Origin of the sequence: Rhizobium sp. WW22 (assembly GCF_047041135.1) — a bacterium.
Classification (GTDB): Bacteria; Pseudomonadota; Alphaproteobacteria; order Rhizobiales; family Rhizobiaceae; genus Rhizobium.
In genome coordinates this window covers 1457407-1472022 of sequence record NZ_CP178198.1, presented here as the reverse complement: position 1 = coordinate 1472022, position 14616 = coordinate 1457407, and the positions used below count along the sequence as shown (strand labels likewise).

Annotated in this window: 16 protein-coding genes and 2 riboswitches; of the genes, 8 read left to right on the top strand and 8 right to left on the bottom strand. The window is 60.5% G+C overall.

Features of this window, described 5'->3' with window-relative positions; genetic code table 11:
• Nucleotide 1: 1 nt before the first annotated feature.
• The 4 genes from ACK83U_RS07405 to gcvT all read right to left on the bottom strand — a co-directional run bounded on the left by ACK83U_RS07405 (nucleotide 2) and on the right by gcvT (nucleotide 4799).
• Nucleotides 2–262 carry an addiction module antidote protein gene (locus ACK83U_RS07405; protein WP_112606468.1) on the bottom strand — a complete coding sequence of 87 codons (261 nt, stop codon included), beginning with the start codon at nucleotides 260–262 and terminating at the stop codon, nucleotides 2–4.
• A gap of 148 nt (nucleotides 263–410) precedes the next feature.
• The gene (gcvP, locus tag ACK83U_RS07400) at nucleotides 411–3275 is read right to left on the bottom strand and encodes an aminomethyl-transferring glycine dehydrogenase (protein WP_112606469.1); all 2865 of its coding nucleotides are present in this window, start codon (nucleotides 3273–3275) and stop codon (nucleotides 411–413) included.
• A complete protein-coding gene (gene gcvH / locus ACK83U_RS07395) occupies nucleotides 3275–3637 on the bottom strand; it encodes a glycine cleavage system protein GcvH (RefSeq protein WP_112334775.1) in 363 nt (120 codons plus the stop codon). Before gcvH ends, gcvP begins: the two co-directional genes overlap by 1 nt.
• Nucleotides 3638–3662: 25 nt before the next feature.
• The gene (gcvT, locus tag ACK83U_RS07390; protein ID WP_112606471.1) at nucleotides 3663–4799 is read right to left on the bottom strand and encodes a glycine cleavage system aminomethyltransferase GcvT; all 1137 of its coding nucleotides are present in this window, start codon (nucleotides 4797–4799) and stop codon (nucleotides 3663–3665) included.
• A gap of 71 nt (nucleotides 4800–4870) precedes the next feature.
• A riboswitch (glycine riboswitch) is annotated at nucleotides 4871–4948 on the bottom strand.
• Between the two features lie 3 nt (nucleotides 4949–4951).
• A riboswitch (glycine riboswitch) is annotated at nucleotides 4952–5035 on the bottom strand.
• A 168-nt stretch (nucleotides 5036–5203) separates the two neighbouring features.
• Here gcvT and ACK83U_RS07385 point away from each other — a divergent pair.
• From ACK83U_RS07385 to ACK83U_RS07350, 8 genes are all read left to right on the top strand, one after another.
• A complete protein-coding gene (locus ACK83U_RS07385) occupies nucleotides 5204–5737 on the top strand; it encodes a copper chaperone PCu(A)C (protein ID WP_112606473.1) in 534 nt (177 codons plus the stop codon).
• A 184-nt stretch (nucleotides 5738–5921) separates the two neighbouring features.
• Nucleotides 5922–6920 carry an RluA family pseudouridine synthase gene (locus ACK83U_RS07380; RefSeq protein WP_112334778.1) on the top strand — a complete coding sequence of 333 codons (999 nt, stop codon included), beginning with the start codon at nucleotides 5922–5924 and terminating at the stop codon, nucleotides 6918–6920.
• Nucleotides 6917–7570 carry an HAD-IA family hydrolase gene (locus tag ACK83U_RS07375; protein WP_112606475.1) on the top strand — a complete coding sequence of 218 codons (654 nt, stop codon included), beginning with the start codon at nucleotides 6917–6919 and terminating at the stop codon, nucleotides 7568–7570. Before ACK83U_RS07380 ends, ACK83U_RS07375 begins: the two co-directional genes overlap by 4 nt.
• Before the next feature lie 9 nt (nucleotides 7571–7579).
• Nucleotides 7580–8365 (top strand): ATP12 family chaperone protein, encoded by a 786-nt coding sequence (locus ACK83U_RS07370; protein WP_112606477.1) that lies wholly within the window; start codon nucleotides 7580–7582, stop codon nucleotides 8363–8365.
• A 144-nt stretch (nucleotides 8366–8509) separates the two neighbouring features.
• Nucleotides 8510–8905 (top strand): hypothetical protein, encoded by a 396-nt coding sequence (locus ACK83U_RS07365; protein WP_310232425.1) that lies wholly within the window; start codon nucleotides 8510–8512, stop codon nucleotides 8903–8905.
• Between the two features lie 63 nt (nucleotides 8906–8968).
• Nucleotides 8969–10501: an acyl-CoA carboxylase subunit beta gene (locus ACK83U_RS07360; protein ID WP_112606479.1), complete on the top strand. Its 1533-nt coding sequence runs from the start codon at nucleotides 8969–8971 to the stop codon at nucleotides 10499–10501.
• Nucleotides 10502–10624: 123 nt separating this feature from the next.
• Nucleotides 10625–11017, top strand: a complete 393-nt coding sequence (locus ACK83U_RS07355; RefSeq protein WP_112334783.1) for a DoxX family protein — start codon at nucleotides 10625–10627, stop codon at nucleotides 11015–11017.
• A 142-nt stretch (nucleotides 11018–11159) separates the two neighbouring features.
• Nucleotides 11160–11570 (top strand): DoxX family protein, encoded by a 411-nt coding sequence (locus ACK83U_RS07350; RefSeq protein ID WP_112413746.1) that lies wholly within the window; start codon nucleotides 11160–11162, stop codon nucleotides 11568–11570.
• On the opposite strand, the gene sugE is transcribed toward ACK83U_RS07350, so the two are convergent.
• The 4 genes from sugE to ACK83U_RS07330 form a co-directional block, all read right to left on the bottom strand.
• A complete protein-coding gene (sugE, locus tag ACK83U_RS07345; protein ID WP_112606481.1) occupies nucleotides 11554–11868 on the bottom strand; it encodes a quaternary ammonium compound efflux SMR transporter SugE in 315 nt (104 codons plus the stop codon). The two genes, ACK83U_RS07350 and sugE, sit on opposite strands and share 17 nt — an antisense overlap.
• Before the next feature lie 153 nt (nucleotides 11869–12021).
• Nucleotides 12022–12855 carry an S-formylglutathione hydrolase gene (gene fghA / locus ACK83U_RS07340; RefSeq protein WP_112606483.1) on the bottom strand — a complete coding sequence of 278 codons (834 nt, stop codon included), beginning with the start codon at nucleotides 12853–12855 and terminating at the stop codon, nucleotides 12022–12024.
• A complete protein-coding gene (locus ACK83U_RS07335) occupies nucleotides 12852–13316 on the bottom strand; it encodes a YaiI/YqxD family protein (protein ID WP_112606485.1) in 465 nt (154 codons plus the stop codon). The genes fghA and ACK83U_RS07335 overlap by 4 nt, the downstream gene beginning before the upstream one ends.
• 74 nt (nucleotides 13317–13390) lie before the next feature.
• Nucleotides 13391–14518, bottom strand: coding sequence for an S-(hydroxymethyl)glutathione dehydrogenase/class III alcohol dehydrogenase (locus ACK83U_RS07330; protein WP_412474815.1), 1128 nt, complete (start codon nucleotides 14516–14518; stop codon nucleotides 13391–13393).
• Nucleotides 14519–14616: the final 98 nt, after the last annotated feature.

The following is a 14616-nucleotide window of genomic DNA, read 5'->3' as shown; positions in this document are numbered from 1 at the left end:
CCTAGTTTGCGGCCGATATCGGCGTTAGCTTAAGGCCGAGTGCCCTGACGACCTTCAGGATCGTCGCGAATTCCGGATTCCCATCGCCGCTGAGCGCCCGGTAAAGGGCGGAACGGTTCATGCCGACATCTTTGGCGAGCTTGCTCATGTTGCGCGTGCGGGCAACCTCGCCGAGTGCCCTGGCGATCGAGGCGGGATCGTCCGTGGCGAAGGCGGCGGCGATATAGCTGTCGGGATTGTCCACGTCGAATCGTTCCGGCATAAATCTGAATTCCAAGGTCCCACGGTGGCGTCATCAAAAACGCCGCGCATCCGTTCGGACACGCGGCGTTTTCATAGACAAGTTTCACGATAGATTTATGTCTGTTTCAAGCGAAGCGACTGAACCGCTTCGCTTTTTTGCAAAAATCCTATTCTGCGGCCTCGGCGTAGGATTCCAGCGGCGGGCAGGTGCAGATCAAGTTGCGGTCGCCATAGACATTGTCGATGCGGTTGACCGGCGACCAGTATTTGTCCACGCGGAAGGCACCGGGCGGGAAGCAGGCCTGCTCGCGCGAATAGGGGCGATCCCATTCGCCGACGAGGTCTTCCACCGTGTGCGGTGCGTTCTTCAGCGGGTTGTTGGTCTTGTCCATCCGGCCGTCTTCGATGGCGCGGGCTTCCTCGCGGATCGCCAGCATCGCCTCGCAGAAGCGGTCGAGTTCGGCCTTCGTTTCCGATTCGGTTGGCTCGATCATCAGCGTGCCGGCAACCGGCCAGCTCATGGTCGGGGCATGGAAGCCGCAATCGATCAGGCGCTTGGCGACATCGTCGACCGTCACGCCGGCGCTTGCGGCCAGCGGGCGGGTGTCGATGATGCATTCGTGTGCCACACGTCCATCCTTGGACTTGTAGAGCACATCGTACGCGCCCTTCAACCGCGTGGCGATGTAGTTGGCGTTGAGAATCGCCACCTTCGTCGCCTGTGTTAGGCCTTCGCCGCCCATCATCAGGCAGTAGCTCCAGGAGATCGGCAGAATGGAGGCCGAACCGAAGGCGGCCGCCGAGACCGCTCCGCTGCGGCCGTCCGTTTCCGGATGGCCGGGCAGGTGGGGTGCCAGATGCGCCTTGACGCCGATCGGGCCCATGCCGGGACCGCCGCCGCCATGCGGGATGCAGAAGGTCTTGTGCAGGTTGAGGTGGCTGACATCGGAGCCGATATCGCCGGGTCGAGAGAGACCGACCATGGCGTTCATGTTCGCGCCATCGAGATAGACCTGACCGCCATGCTTGTGAACGAGATCACAGATCTCCTTCACCGTCTCCTCGAAGACTCCGTGCGTCGAAGGGTAGGTGATCATGCAGCAGGAGAGGTTGTCGGCATATTGCTCGGTCTTGGCGCGGAAATCGGCCATATCGATATCGCCATCGTCGCTGACTTTCACGACCACGACCTTCATGCCCGCCATCTGTGCCGAGGCGGGGTTGGTGCCGTGCGCGGAGGTCGGGATGAGGCAGATGTCGCGGTGACCTTGGCCATTGGCAATGTGATAGTTGCGGATGGTCAGCAGGCCGGCATATTCGCCCTGCGCGCCCGAGTTCGGCTGCATGGAGAAGGCGTCATAGCCTGTTACGGCGCAGAGCTTGTACGTCAGATCATCGATCATTTCGCGGTAGCCGAGTGCCTGGTCGGCCGGCACGAAAGGATGGATGTCCGAAAATTCCGGCCAGGTGATCGGCAGCATTTCCGCGGTGGCGTTCAGCTTCATGGTGCAGGAGCCGAGCGGGATCATCGAGCGGTCGAGCGCCAGGTCGCGGTCCGAAAGACGACGAATGTAACGCGTCATCTCGCTTTCGGCACGGTTCATGTGGAAGATCGGATGTGTGAGGTATTCGCTGGTGCGCAGCAGGGTCTTCGGCAGGCGGTAGGACGGCTCGAAATCGGCGATGCGGAAATCGCCGCCGAAAGCGCGCCAGACGGCTTCCACCGTTGCCGGGCGCGTGCGCTCGTCGAGGCTGATGCCGATCTTCGTTTCACCAACCTTGCGCAGGTTGACGCCTTCGGCGACGGCTGCACGCAGGATCAGACCCTGCATGTGGCCGACATCAACGGTGATCGTGTCGAAGAAGGTCTCAGGCTCAACGATGTAGCCGAGCTTTTCCAGTCCCTTGGCCAACAGCACGGCCTTCTGATGAACCTGCTGGGCGATTGCCTTCAAGCCCTGCGGACCGTGGAAGACCGCATACATGGAGGCCATGACGGCGAGGAGCACCTGGGCGGTGCAGATGTTCGACGTCGCCTTTTCGCGGCGGATATGCTGTTCGCGGGTCTGCAGCGACAGGCGATAGGCGCGATTGCCGCGTGCATCGACCGAGACGCCGACGAGACGGCCGGGCATGGAGCGCTTGTAGTCGTCCTTGACGGCCATAAACGCGGCATGCGGCCCGCCATAGCCAACCGGAACGCCGAAGCGCTGTGACGAGCCGATGGCGATATCCGCACCCATTTCGCCCGGGGATTTCAGCAGGGTCAATGCCAGGAGATCGGTCGCCATGACGGCGATGGCGCCGGTCTGGTGCAGGCGGGCGATCAGGCCACTGAAATCGTTGATGTGGCCGTGCGTGCCCGGATACTGGAAGATTGCGCCGAAGACGTCGACCGGATCGAGATCGGTGAAGGGATTACCGACGATGACGGTCCAGCCGAGCGGCTCGGCGCGCGTCCTGATCAGCGCTATGGTCTGTGGGTGGCATTCGGCATCGACGAAGAAGGCCCTTGCCTTCGATTTGGCGACGCGTTCCGCCATCGCCATACCTTCGGCCGCGGCGGTCGCTTCATCGAGCAAGGAGGCGTTGGCGACATCGAGACCGGTGAGGTCGCTGATCATCGTCTGGTAGTTCAGCAGCGCCTCGAGGCGACCCTGGCTGATCTCAGGCTGGTATGGGGTATAGGCGGTGTACCAGGCCGGATTTTCCAAGATGTTGCGCTGGATAACCGGCGGCGTGATCGTGCCGTAGTAGCCCTGGCCGATCAGGGAAACGAGAACCTTGTTCTTGTTGGCGGTCTCGCGCAGACGGTCGAGCGCCTCGCGCTCCGTCATCGCTGCGCCCCAGGCGAGCGGCGCCTTCTGGCGGATCGCCGACGGCAACGTCGCGTCGATCAGGCCGTCAAGGCTCTTATAGCCGATCACCTTGAGCATATCGGCCATCTCCGACGGAGACGGGCCGATATGGCGGCGGTTGGCGAAATCGTATGGCTGGTAATCGGTGAAGGTGAATTCCGTAGGCGTCGCCATTATCCGATCAGCTCCTTGTAACCGGATTCATCAAGAAGACCATCGAGATCGCCGACGTTCTTCAGCTTCAGCTTGAAGAACCAGCCAGCACCCATCGGATCGGAATTGACGAGGGCCGGATCGGCAGTGATGGCTTCGTTGATTTCCGTGATTTCCCCGTCGAGCGGACAATAGACTTCGGAGGCTGCCTTGACCGATTCGACGGTTGCCGCGTCGGCTCCCTTGGAGAAGCTGGCACCGACCTCAGGCAATTCCACAAACACGAGATCGCCGAGCTGTTCGGCGGCATGTGCCGTGATGCCCACGATTGCGACATCGCCTTCGACCTTCAGCCACTCATGTTCTTCGGTAAACTTCAGCATGGATAATCCTCTCTGGAAAAGACGTTCAACGTTTGTAGGTTGGTTTGATGAAAGGCAGGGCGCTGACGACGGCGGGCAGATATTTGCCGCGCACTTCAGCGTAAACGGTGGTGCCGAGAGTGGTGAATTCGGCCGGCACGTAGCCCATGGCGACCGGGCCTTCGACGCTCGGACCGAAACCGCCCGACGTGACTTCACCGATCTCCATCTTGCCTTCGGCATCGGCATATAGCTTGGCATGGCCGCGCACTGGTGCCTTGCCCTCCGGCTTCAGACCGACACGGCGCCGCGTGGCGCCGCCATCGAGTTCGCCGAGGATGCGGGTTGCACCAGGGAAGCCGCCAGCGCGGACACCGCCGGTCTTGCGGGCCTTCTGGATCGCCCATTCGAGCGCGGCTTCGATCGGCGTCGTCGTCTGGTCGATATCGTTGCCATAAAGGCAAAGGCCGGCTTCGAGTCGGAGCGAGTCACGGGCGCCGAGGCCGATCGGCTGTACATCCGGGTGCTCCAGCAGCCGCTTGGCGATATCCTCGGCCTTATCGGCCGGGACGGAGATTTCGAAACCGTCTTCGCCGCTATAGCCGGAGCGCGAGACGAGGCAGGAGACATCGTGGAGGCGACAATGCCGAACATCCATGAATTTCATATAGGCGATATCGGCCCAGAGTTCGGCAAGCACGTCGACGGCGTGCGGGCCCTGAAGGGCAAGGAGTGCGCGATCAAGTAATGTGACTTCGCAGCTATCGCCGATATGATCTTGAAGATGCTTGAAATCCTGCTCTTTGCAAGCGGCATTCACGACGACAAAAAGATAGTCGTCCATGTGGGCGATCATCAGATCGTCAAGAATGCCGCCCTTGTCGTCGGTGAAGAAGCCATAGCGCTGGCGATTTTCGGCAAGGCCGACAATATCGACAGGCACCAGGCTCTCCAGTGCCAGCGCGGCATCCTCATATTTGCCGGAGCGGGCGCGGATCGTCACCTGACCCATATGCGACACGTCGAACAGGCCGGCGGAGGATCGAGTCCAAAGGTGTTCCTTCAGAACGCCCGGCGCATATTGAACCGGCATATCGTAGCCTGCGAAAGGCACCATGCGGGCGCCGAGGGACACATGCAGGGCATGAAGGGGGGTGGTCTTGAGGGCAGCGGTCTCGTCCAAATGACGCCTCCGGGGTTTGCGCTCGTTTCGAAGCGCAGAGCTCACAATTTCGGCGCGGTTGCGCCTGACGATGAGCCCCCTCTGTCTGTTTGCCTGAGATTGTTATCCCTTCGGCGAACGCTTGCGCGCTTCTCTCCAGAGTTCCGTCTGCCCCTTGCTGGTCCTTTGGCCTGAGAGTTTCCGGGGCGGTTGCTCCTTCGGCACCGGCTCGCACCGGATTCTCCCAACAAGGTTGACAGCCATTATCCGGTCTCGGCGAAAGATGGCAAGGGGCAAATGTCGTCGCTGAACAAATTTTTGTCGCGCCGATCAATCCTGCGTTTCCTAATGAATACGGGCCTTTGCAACAGAGATGGGAGAGGCTATCCCTTCTGCTCGATTGAGGAGCCGGGCAGGAGACAAAGATGAACCGCAACTACGCAGCCGCATTGCTGATGTCCATTGGCGCATTTTCGCTTTCCGTTGTCGGAGCGATGGCTGAGGACAGTGGCGCGATGAAATCCATGCCCGGCATGCACATGGATACAGGTGCGGCGCCTTCCGGCTCGGCGACTGCCAAGCTTGGCGATCTCGATATCAGCGGTGGCTACGTTCGCGCCATGCTTCCCGGCCAACCGGTGGGCGGCGGCTATATCACCATTCACAACACCGGCAAGACAGACGACAAACTGACCTCCGTGACCTCCGCAGCCGCCGGCAAGGTGGAATTGCACGAGATGAAGATGGAAGGCGAGATCATGAAGATGCGCGAGGTGAAGGGCGGCATCGCCATTCCCGCCGGCGCGACCGTGACACTCGCGCCGAATACGATGCACATGATGTTCAAGCAGGTGAAGACGCCCTTCAAGCAGGGCGGCACGGTGCCCGTGATGCTGATGTTCGACAAGGCTGGTATGGCCGACATCAATCTTCCCGTCGTCTCGGCCAAGGGAAACTGAGCCAGAAAATCATTCGACGTTACAATTCCGGTTTCCACTTTTCCTCGAAATGCTCTAAAGCCACGTCAAAAGGCCGGAAAATCTCCGGCCGCGGGGCCGATGCCCTGTCGTTTGAATTTGCATGATCCGCCGAACGCAGGTTTGGCAACGCTTGGGACATGCCGCGGTATTTGAAAGAAGAAGAATGGCCGGGATTGAGCATATTAAGGTCGAGCCTGACGAGGCCGGCATGCGCCTGGACCGCTGGTTCAAGGTGCATTTTCCGGGTCTCGGCTTTGGGCAATTGCAGAAGCTGATGCGTTCCGGACAGGTACGTGTCGATGGCGGCCGCGTGAAGACGGATGCGCGCGTGCAGCCGGGGCAGATGGTGCGCGTGCCGCCGCTCGATGTCGATGCGAAGGCACTGAAGAGCGGTCCGATCGCGGGTAACGACCTCAAACATTCCGGCGACGCCGAGCTTCTAGCGCGCATGCTGCTGCATGAAGACGATAAGGTCTATGTGCTGAACAAGCCGGCCGGCCTTGCGGTGCAGGGCGGTTCCGGCCTTACGCGCCATATCGACAAGATGCTGGAGGCATGGACGAGCAAGAAGGGCGAGAAGCCGCGCCTGGTGCACCGTCTAGACCGAGACACGTCCGGCGTGCTCGTCGTTGCCCGCACCCGCGGCGCGGCGCAAAAGCTGACGGCCGCCTTTCGCGAGCGCGACACCAAGAAGACCTATTGGTCGCTGGTCAAGGGTGTGCCGCGCAAGCATGAGGACAAGATTTCCACCTGGCTGGTGAAGGAAGCAACGCCGGATGGCGACCGCATGCGCATCGCCAAGCATGGAGAGGAGGGCGCGGATCACGCCATCTCCTACTATCGCGTGCTCGAAACGGCTGCTCAGAGCCTCGCCTGGCTGGAAATGGAGCCCTATACCGGCCGTACCCACCAGCTGCGCGTCCATGCGCTGCATATGGGCCATCCGATCATCGGCGACCCCAAATATTTCGATGACGATCCGAACTGGGATTTTCCGGGCGGTGTCCAGAAACGCCTGCATCTGCATGCGCGCCATATCGATATCCCGCATCCGAGCGGCGGACGCCTGCGCGTCACCGCGCCTTTGCCGCCGCATATGGTTCAGACTTGGAACCTTCTCGGTTTCGATATGGAATCGGCAGGGGAGCCGGACGACGAATGAAGCTGGTCCTATTCGATTGTGACGGCACGCTGGTCGACAGCGCGCGGCTGATCCATGAGGTTATGGCGCGAACCTTCGTGGCCTTCGGCTATAAGCGTCCCGATGTTTCTGCGACGAAATCGATCATCGGCCTGACGCTCGATATCGCCATTGCCCGCCTGCAGGGCAAGCCGCATGTCGACGACGAAGCGATCGCGATGACGGCGCACTACAAGTCGATTTTTCCGGAGGTGCGAGACGAGGCCGACATGCAGACGCCGCTCTTCGACGGCATCAAGCCGCTGATCGAGACGCTTGCGGCCCGCGATGAACTGCTGATCGGCGCAGTGACGGGTAAATCCCGCCGCGGCTTGACCCATATCCTTGAGGTCAACGACTTCGCGCCCTATTTCATCGTCTCGCGCACCGCCGACGACTGCCCGTCCAAGCCGCATCCGGCGATGGTCACGGAATGCTGCGACGAGACCGGCATGGATCCGCACGACACGATCGTGATCGGCGATGCCATCTATGACATGCAGATGGCAAAAGCGGCCGGTGCGACTGCCATCGGCGTTGCCTGGGGTTATGCTTCGGTCGAGGAGTTGCTGGCAGCAGGCGCCGATGCCATCGCCCACCATCCGAACGATATATTGAGCCATATTCTCTGAGGTGACGCCATGCGCGACCTGTTGAACGATCTTTCCGAAGGTCTCAGCCATCCCGATCCGATCCGCCGCGCGCAGATCCAGATGAAGAAGCCGCTGCCCAAGCGCTTCTACAAGGATGTGACGATCAGCGCGGACGAGGGCAGTCACGCCATCGCTCTGGATGGCAAGGTGGTGAAGACGCCGGCGCGGCACTCCCTGGCCCTGCCGACAGAAGCACTTGCCAGACTGGTGGCCGGAGAATGGGCGCGTCAGGTCGACGTGATCGATCCCGCGACCATGCCGATAACACGCCTCGTCAATACCGCCATCGATGGCGTTGCGACGGAGAGCCAGGCCGTATTCGACGAAATCGTCCGCTTCTCCGGCAGCGATCTGCTTTGCTACCGCGCCGACGGTCCCGAGCGGCTCGTCGAGCGGCAGTCGGAGCGCTGGAATCCGGTGATCGAATGGGCAGCGCGCGACCTAGGCGCCCGCTTCATCCTAGCCGAAGGCGTCATGCACCAGGAACAGCCTAAAGAGGCTATCGCGGCCTTCGCCGCTGCTTTGCGCGAGTTTGACACACCGATGGAGTTCGCGAGCTTGCACACGATCACGACGCTGACTGGTTCGGCGATCCTGGCGCTGGCCTTTGCGAAAGGTTTCCTGCCGCTTGCCGAGGTTTGGTCGCTCGCTCATCTCGACGAGGATTGGACGATTGAGCATTGGGGCAGCGACGAAGAAGCCGAGCAGCGTCGTGCACAACGTTTTGAGGAGTTTCAGGCCGCAGCCGCGGTTTTTTCCGCGCTTCGCAGTTGAATATTGTTGATTTCCAGTCCTTTATATCGATCTGCATATCTTGCAAATTCGAAAGTCGGGGCAGGGATCATGTTGTTGTGGAGGCCGAGAGCCATACCGGCGCTCGTGGGAAGTCTGGCATTGGCCGCTTGCTCGAGCTGGTCCGTGGATCCTCCGCCTCCAACCTATGCCGTGCGCAGCGCAACCGTCATAGCCGATCAGGCACTGCCGCCGGTGTCGCCGGCATTGGTTGCAGCCGTCAATGATCGCGTCAACGCCGCGATCGCCGCCACGAGCTTCGGTCCGCAATTGCCACAGGTTGCCATCACAGTCCGACTGAGCGACGTCCGCAAGGCGCGCGGCTTCAATCGCGACCGCAGCAGCGCCAAGATCAATATCGATGCTGCGGCAGCCGATGGCGGCGCTGTGATTGCCATGGCATCGTTCGAGACCAGAACTGTCGCTCCTGATCCTGCCACCGCAGATGAGCTGATGGCGGAAGACATTGCCGCGCGGGTTCGTTCCATCTTTTCGCTGAACACACCGCGGCTCGCAAACTAAGCCAACAGCTTCAAACAGGGCTCGCGCCATGCTAAGCCCGAGCGATGATGGAGAGAGGGCCGCATGAAGGAAATCCTGCAGGAACTGGAGCGCCGTCGAGAGATTGCAAGGCTCGGCGGCGGGCAGGTGCGCATCGACGCGCAGCACGCCCGCGGCAAGCTGACGGCGCGTGAGCGCATCGATATCTTCCTCGATGAAGGCTCTTTCGAAGAGTTCGATATGTTCGTCGAGCATCGCTCGACCGATTTCGGCATGGACAAGAGCAAGATTGCCGGCGACGGCGTCGTGACCGGCTGGGGCACGGTCAACGGACGAACTGTGTTCATTTTTGCCAAGGATTTCACGGTCTTCGGTGGATCCCTTTCAGAAGCACATGCGGAAAAGATCACCAAGGTGCAGGATATGGCGCTGAAGAACCGGGCGCCGATCATCGGGATCTATGACGCCGGCGGCGCCCGCATTCAGGAGGGCGTGGCCGCGCTCGGCGGCTATGCCGAGGTGTTTCAGCGCAACGTGCTAGCCTCCGGCGTCATCCCGCAGATTTCCGTCATCATGGGCCCCTGCGCCGGCGGTGACGTCTATTCTCCGGCCATGACCGACTTCATCTTCATGGTGCGGGACACCTCCTACATGTTCGTCACCGGGCCGGATGTGGTGAAGACCGTCACCAACGAGACCGTGACATCCGAGCAGCTCGGCGGCGCCTCGGTGCACACGACGAAGTCTTCGATTGCCGACGCCGCCTGCGACAATGATGTAGACACGCTCCTGCAGGTGCGCCGTCTCATCGATTTCTTGCCGCAGTCGAACACGGCCGCGGTGCCGGAAATCGAATGCTATCAGTCGGTGACTGAACCGGATAATTCGCTCGATACGCTGATCCCGGCCAATGCCAACAAGCCCTACGACATCAAGGAGCTGATCCTGAAGGTGGCGGACGAGGGCGATTTCTTCGAGATCCAGGAAAGCTTTGCCAAGAACATCGTCTGTGGCTTCGGCCGCATCGAGGGCGCCACGGTCGGCTTCGTCGCCAATCAGCCGATGGTGCTAGCCGGCGTACTCGACAGCGACGCGTCGCGGAAGGCGGCTCGTTTCGTGCGTTTCTGCGATTGCTTCAATATCCCGATCGTCACCTTCGTCGACGTGCCGGGCTTCCTACCGGGAACGGCACAGGAATACGGCGGCCTGATTAAGCACGGCGCCAAGCTGCTCTTTGCCTATGCCGAAGCGACCGTACCGAAACTGACGGTCATCACCCGCAAGGCCTTCGGCGGCGCCTATGACGTCATGGCCTCGAAACATCTGCGCGGTGACCTAAACTACGCCTGGCCGACGGCGCAGATCGCCGTCATGGGCGCCAAGGGCGCCGTCGAGATCATCTTCCGCAAGGATATTGCCGATCCGGAGAAGATCGCGGCCCACACCAAGATGTACGAAGACCGTTTCCTGTCGCCCTTCGTTGCCGCGGAGCGCGGTTACATCGACGAGGTGATCATGCCGCGCTCGACCCGGCGCCGGCTGGCCCAGGGTCTCAGAATGTTGCGCAACAAGGATCTGACCAATCCCTGGAAGAAGCACGACAACATCCCGCTTTGAGTCCGTGACAACACGTCACGGATATCACACGGAAAATTGATCCGACGTCAGAAGCCGTGTTTTCACGTTCCCAGTCGTGCGCTCTATTGCTTCCTCGTGGGGGAGTTAAAACTGGAGTTTAACATGGCGCTTTCCGATCGGCTGAATCAATATCAGCCCTATGCTCTTACTGTCTTGCGCGTCGTCACCGGCGTACTCTTCATCGAACACGGCTTGCAGAAGCTGTTTGGCTTTCCGCTCGGCGGTCAGTTCCCAAGCCCGCTGCCGACCTTGCTTCTGGTTCAGGGTATCCTTGAAGTTGTCGGTGGATTGGCAACGATCGTGGGCTTCTTTACCCGTCCGGTCGCGTTCATTCTGTGCGGCAACATGGCTGTCGCCTATTTCATGGCGCATTATCCGAAGAATTTCTTCCCGGCCAACAACGGCGGTGACGCGGCGATCCTCTATTGCTTCGTCTTCCTGTTCCTGATCTTCGCCGGCCCGGGCCTGCTGGCGATCGACAACAACAAGAAGTAAGTAACCGGACTCTTCGTCGGGCTCGGTTGAATTGCCGGGTCCGGCGAATAAATTCGTCTCTCGCGTGTTTACTCCGTTATCAGCGAAGCGAGAGCACTTTTGACAGGATCTCCTTCGCATCCCCTATCGAACGGAGATCCTCATGTCATTTCCCGAGCGCTTGTCGCCTTATCAGCCCGCCGCCCTCGCCATTTTGCGAATCATAACTGCACTGCTGTTCATCGAGCACGGTACGCAAAAGGTCTTCGGCTTTCCGCCGGCGCCTTACGCAATCACGACGCTGTTCTTCGTGGCGGGAATTATTGAACTTGTCGGCGGCATCCTTGTCCTGCTTGGGCTTTTCACCCGACCGATCGCCTTTCTCCTGAGCGGTGAAATGGCGATAGCCTACTTCATGGTGCATATGCAGATCGACTTCTTCCCGGCCAACAATCAGGGAGACGGAGCCATCCTGTTCTGCTTCATCTTCCTGTTTCTGGTGTTCGCCGGTCCGGGAAGCTGGGCGCTGGGCAATCGCCAGCGCCAGTCGCAGCCTATCAGGCCGCAAGCTTGAGGCCGGCAATGCCGGCCACGATCAGGCCGATGCAGGCGAGGCGTACCAGCGTCGCGGGGTCGCCGAGCAGCCATATGCCCAGCAGCACAGTGCCGACCGTGCCTATGCCAGTCCACACGGCGTAGGCCGTGCCCATGGGCAGGGTTTTTACCGCAAGGCCGAGCAGCGCGATGCTGATGACCATGGAAATGACGGTGAGAATCGTCGGCGTCAGCCGCGTGAAGACATCGGTATATTTCAGGCCGACTGCCCAGCCGATTTCAAACAGACCTGCAAGGAAAAGCAGGAACCAAGCCATTTTACGCTCCTTTGGTAAGAGCGAGGCCGTCCCCGCGGATGCTTACGGCCGGTCAATCGGGAGCGGCCGCCACAGTCGTCTGCGCGTTTTCTATATGCCGCTATTACCGGAGTTTTTCAAGCGTTTGAGTGCATGGCTGCCATGCCACCCGTTTCACGCTAGCCGTTCGGCGTGCCATTTGAGGTGATCGTCCATGAAGCTGGAAATGAAGTAATAAGAGTGGTCGTAGCGCTCGTGCATGCGCAGCGTCAGGCTGATATCGGTGCCTTTAATGGCTTCCTCGAACAGCCAGGGGCGCAGTCCGCTTTCAAGGAAGCTGTCCGCCTTGCCCTGATCGATCAGGAATTCGGGGAAGCGGGCGCCGTCTTCGACAAGCGCACAGGCGTCGTAGCGGCGCCATGCAGCCTTGTCGCTGCCCAAATATTTCTCCAGCGCAGGGGCGGACCAATCGGCTGTCGACGGCTGTACGATGGGAGCAAAAGCGGAGCAGCTCTTGAAGCGGTCCGGGTTCTTCAACGCAATCGTCATGGCGCCATGGCCGCCCATAGAATGGCCAAAGATGCCTTGGCGGCTCATGTCGGCGCGGAATTGCCTGGCGATGAGAGCGGGCAGTTCCTCGGTGATGTAGGTGTACATCTGATAGTTTTCGGCCCAGGGCGTTTCGGTGGCATCGAGATAGAAGCCGGCGCCTTTGCCCATCTGCCAATTGGTCAGCTCATCCGGCACGTCATTGCCGCGCGGGCTGGTGTCCGGGCAGACGATGATGAGGCCAAGTTCGGCGGCCATGCGGCGATATTCGCCCTTTTCCATGACATTGGCGTGGGTGCAGGTGAGGCCGGAGAGATACCAGAGGACGGGCCGAGGCTCCTTGATCGCCTGGGGTGGCACGAAGACGGCGAAGGTCATCTCGCTTTTGCAGGCGTCGGACTCATGCGAGAAGACACCCTGCATGCCGCCGAAGGCGGTGTTCTGGGAAATGATATTCACGGCTGGCCTCCAGGCGTTTGATTGGTTTTTGAACGCCGGCAGAGCCGGTCGAAAGTTTCGAGAAAGGCGGAGCGGTCGCGCGGCGAGAAGGCGGCGTTATAGCCCTTGCTCTCACCGGTTTCGCGAAGATGTGCGCCGAGGTCCCGCATGGCGGTCGCCATGCCGATATTGGTCTTATCGAAGATGCGGCCGGTTGGTCCCGTCACGAGCGCTCCGGTCGCAACGCAACGGCCCGCGAGCGGCACGTCGGCGGTGACGACGATGTCGCCAGCACCTGCGTGTTCGGCGATCCAGTTGTCGGCGGCATCGAAGGCATTGGAGACGATGACGTTGTGCACCATCGGGTCCCGCGACGGGCGCAATCCCGAATTGGCGACGAAGGTCACCTCGATGCCGTGGCGTTCAGCAACCTTCAGGATCTCAGGCTTGACCGGGCAGGCGTCGGCATCGACATAAATCATGATATCAAATCTTTTCAGCTATATGCGGCGCTTTTCTCATGCGCCGCATACATCTTGCCGAGTGGCTTTTACCGTCAATACAGCACGACGCTACGGATGCTCTCACCCGAATGCATGAGTTCAAAACCCTTATTGATGTCCTCGAGCGGCATGGTGTGGGTGATCATCGGATCGATCTCGATCTTGCCCTCCATGTACCAGTCGACGATCTTCGGAACATCGGTGCGGCCACGCGCGCCGCCGAAGGCCGTCCCCATCCACGAGCGGCCCGTCACCAGCTGGAACGGACGCGTCGAGATCTCCTGGCCGGCGCCGGCAACGCCGATGACCACCGACTTGCCCCAGCCGCGATGGCTGGCTTCCAGCGCCTGGCGCATCACCTTGGTGTTGCCGGTGCAGTCGAAGGTATAGTCGGCACCGCCGATCTGGTCGGCCCCGCGCTTCGTCATGTTGACGAGATAAGGCACGATGTCGTCGCCGACTTCCTTCGGATTGACGAAATGCGTCATGCCGAAGCGCTCGCCCCAGGCCTTCTTGTCATTGTTGAGATCGACACCGATGATCATGTCGGCACCGGCAAGCCTCAAGCCCTGGATGACATTGAGGCCGATGCCGCCAAGACCGAAGACGATGGCGGTTGCGCCCATCTCCACCTTGGCAGTGTTGATGACCGCACCGATGCCTGTGGTCACGCCGCAGCCGATATAGCAGATCTTGTCGAAGGGGGCGTCCGGATTGACCTTGGCGACGGCAATCTCCGGCAGCACGGTATAATTGGCGAAGGTCGAGCAGCCCATATAGTGATGGATCTTGTCCTTGCCGATCGAGAAGCGCGAGGTGCCGTCCGGCATCAGACCCTGGCCCTGGGTCGAGCGGATCGCGGTGCACAGATTGGTCTTGCGGGAAAGGCAGGACGGGCATTCGCGGCATTCGGGGGTGTAGAGCGGAATGACGTGATCGCCCTTCCTGACCGAGGTGACGCCAGGTCCGACATCGACGACGATGCCGGCACCCTCATGGCCGAGGATCGCCGGAAACAGGCCTTCCGGATCGGCACCCGACAGCGTGAAATCATCGGTATGGCAGATGCCGGTCGCCTTGACCTCGATCAGCACTTCGCCGGCTCTCGGCCCCTCAAGCTGAACCGTCATCACCTCAAGCGGCTTGCCTGCCGCAACCGCGACCGCTGCTCTTACGTCCATGATCTCATCCCTTCCTGCTATGATTTGGTCCGCGCGACATTGGCATGGGCACATGGGGCGGCTCAAGCCAAAATCAGACACTTAGCGTCGCAATTATC

Coding starts and splice junctions, on each gene's coding strand:
- ACK83U_RS07405 (WP_112606468.1), bottom strand. CDS start 262: ATGCCGGAACGATTCGACGTGGACAATCCCGACAGCTATATCGCCGCC.
- gcvP (WP_112606469.1), bottom strand. CDS start 3,275: ATGGCGACGCCTACGGAATTCACCTTCACCGATTACCAGCCATACGAT.
- gcvH (WP_112334775.1), bottom strand. CDS start 3,637: ATGCTGAAGTTTACCGAAGAACATGAGTGGCTGAAGGTCGAAGGCGAT.
- ACK83U_RS07385 (WP_112606473.1), top strand. CDS start 5,204: ATGAACCGCAACTACGCAGCCGCATTGCTGATGTCCATTGGCGCATTT.
- ACK83U_RS07380 (WP_112334778.1), top strand. CDS start 5,922: ATGGCCGGGATTGAGCATATTAAGGTCGAGCCTGACGAGGCCGGCATG.
- ACK83U_RS07375 (WP_112606475.1), top strand. CDS start 6,917: ATGAAGCTGGTCCTATTCGATTGTGACGGCACGCTGGTCGACAGCGCG.
- ACK83U_RS07370 (WP_112606477.1), top strand. CDS start 7,580: ATGCGCGACCTGTTGAACGATCTTTCCGAAGGTCTCAGCCATCCCGAT.
- ACK83U_RS07360 (WP_112606479.1), top strand. CDS start 8,969: ATGAAGGAAATCCTGCAGGAACTGGAGCGCCGTCGAGAGATTGCAAGG.
- ACK83U_RS07355 (WP_112334783.1), top strand. CDS start 10,625: ATGGCGCTTTCCGATCGGCTGAATCAATATCAGCCCTATGCTCTTACT.
- ACK83U_RS07350 (WP_112413746.1), top strand. CDS start 11,160: ATGTCATTTCCCGAGCGCTTGTCGCCTTATCAGCCCGCCGCCCTCGCC.
- sugE (WP_112606481.1), bottom strand. CDS start 11,868: ATGGCTTGGTTCCTGCTTTTCCTTGCAGGTCTGTTTGAAATCGGCTGG.
- ACK83U_RS07335 (WP_112606485.1), bottom strand. CDS start 13,316: ATGATTTATGTCGATGCCGACGCCTGCCCGGTCAAGCCTGAGATCCTG.
- ACK83U_RS07330 (WP_412474815.1), bottom strand. CDS start 14,518: ATGGACGTAAGAGCAGCGGTCGCGGTTGCGGCAGGCAAGCCGCTTGAG.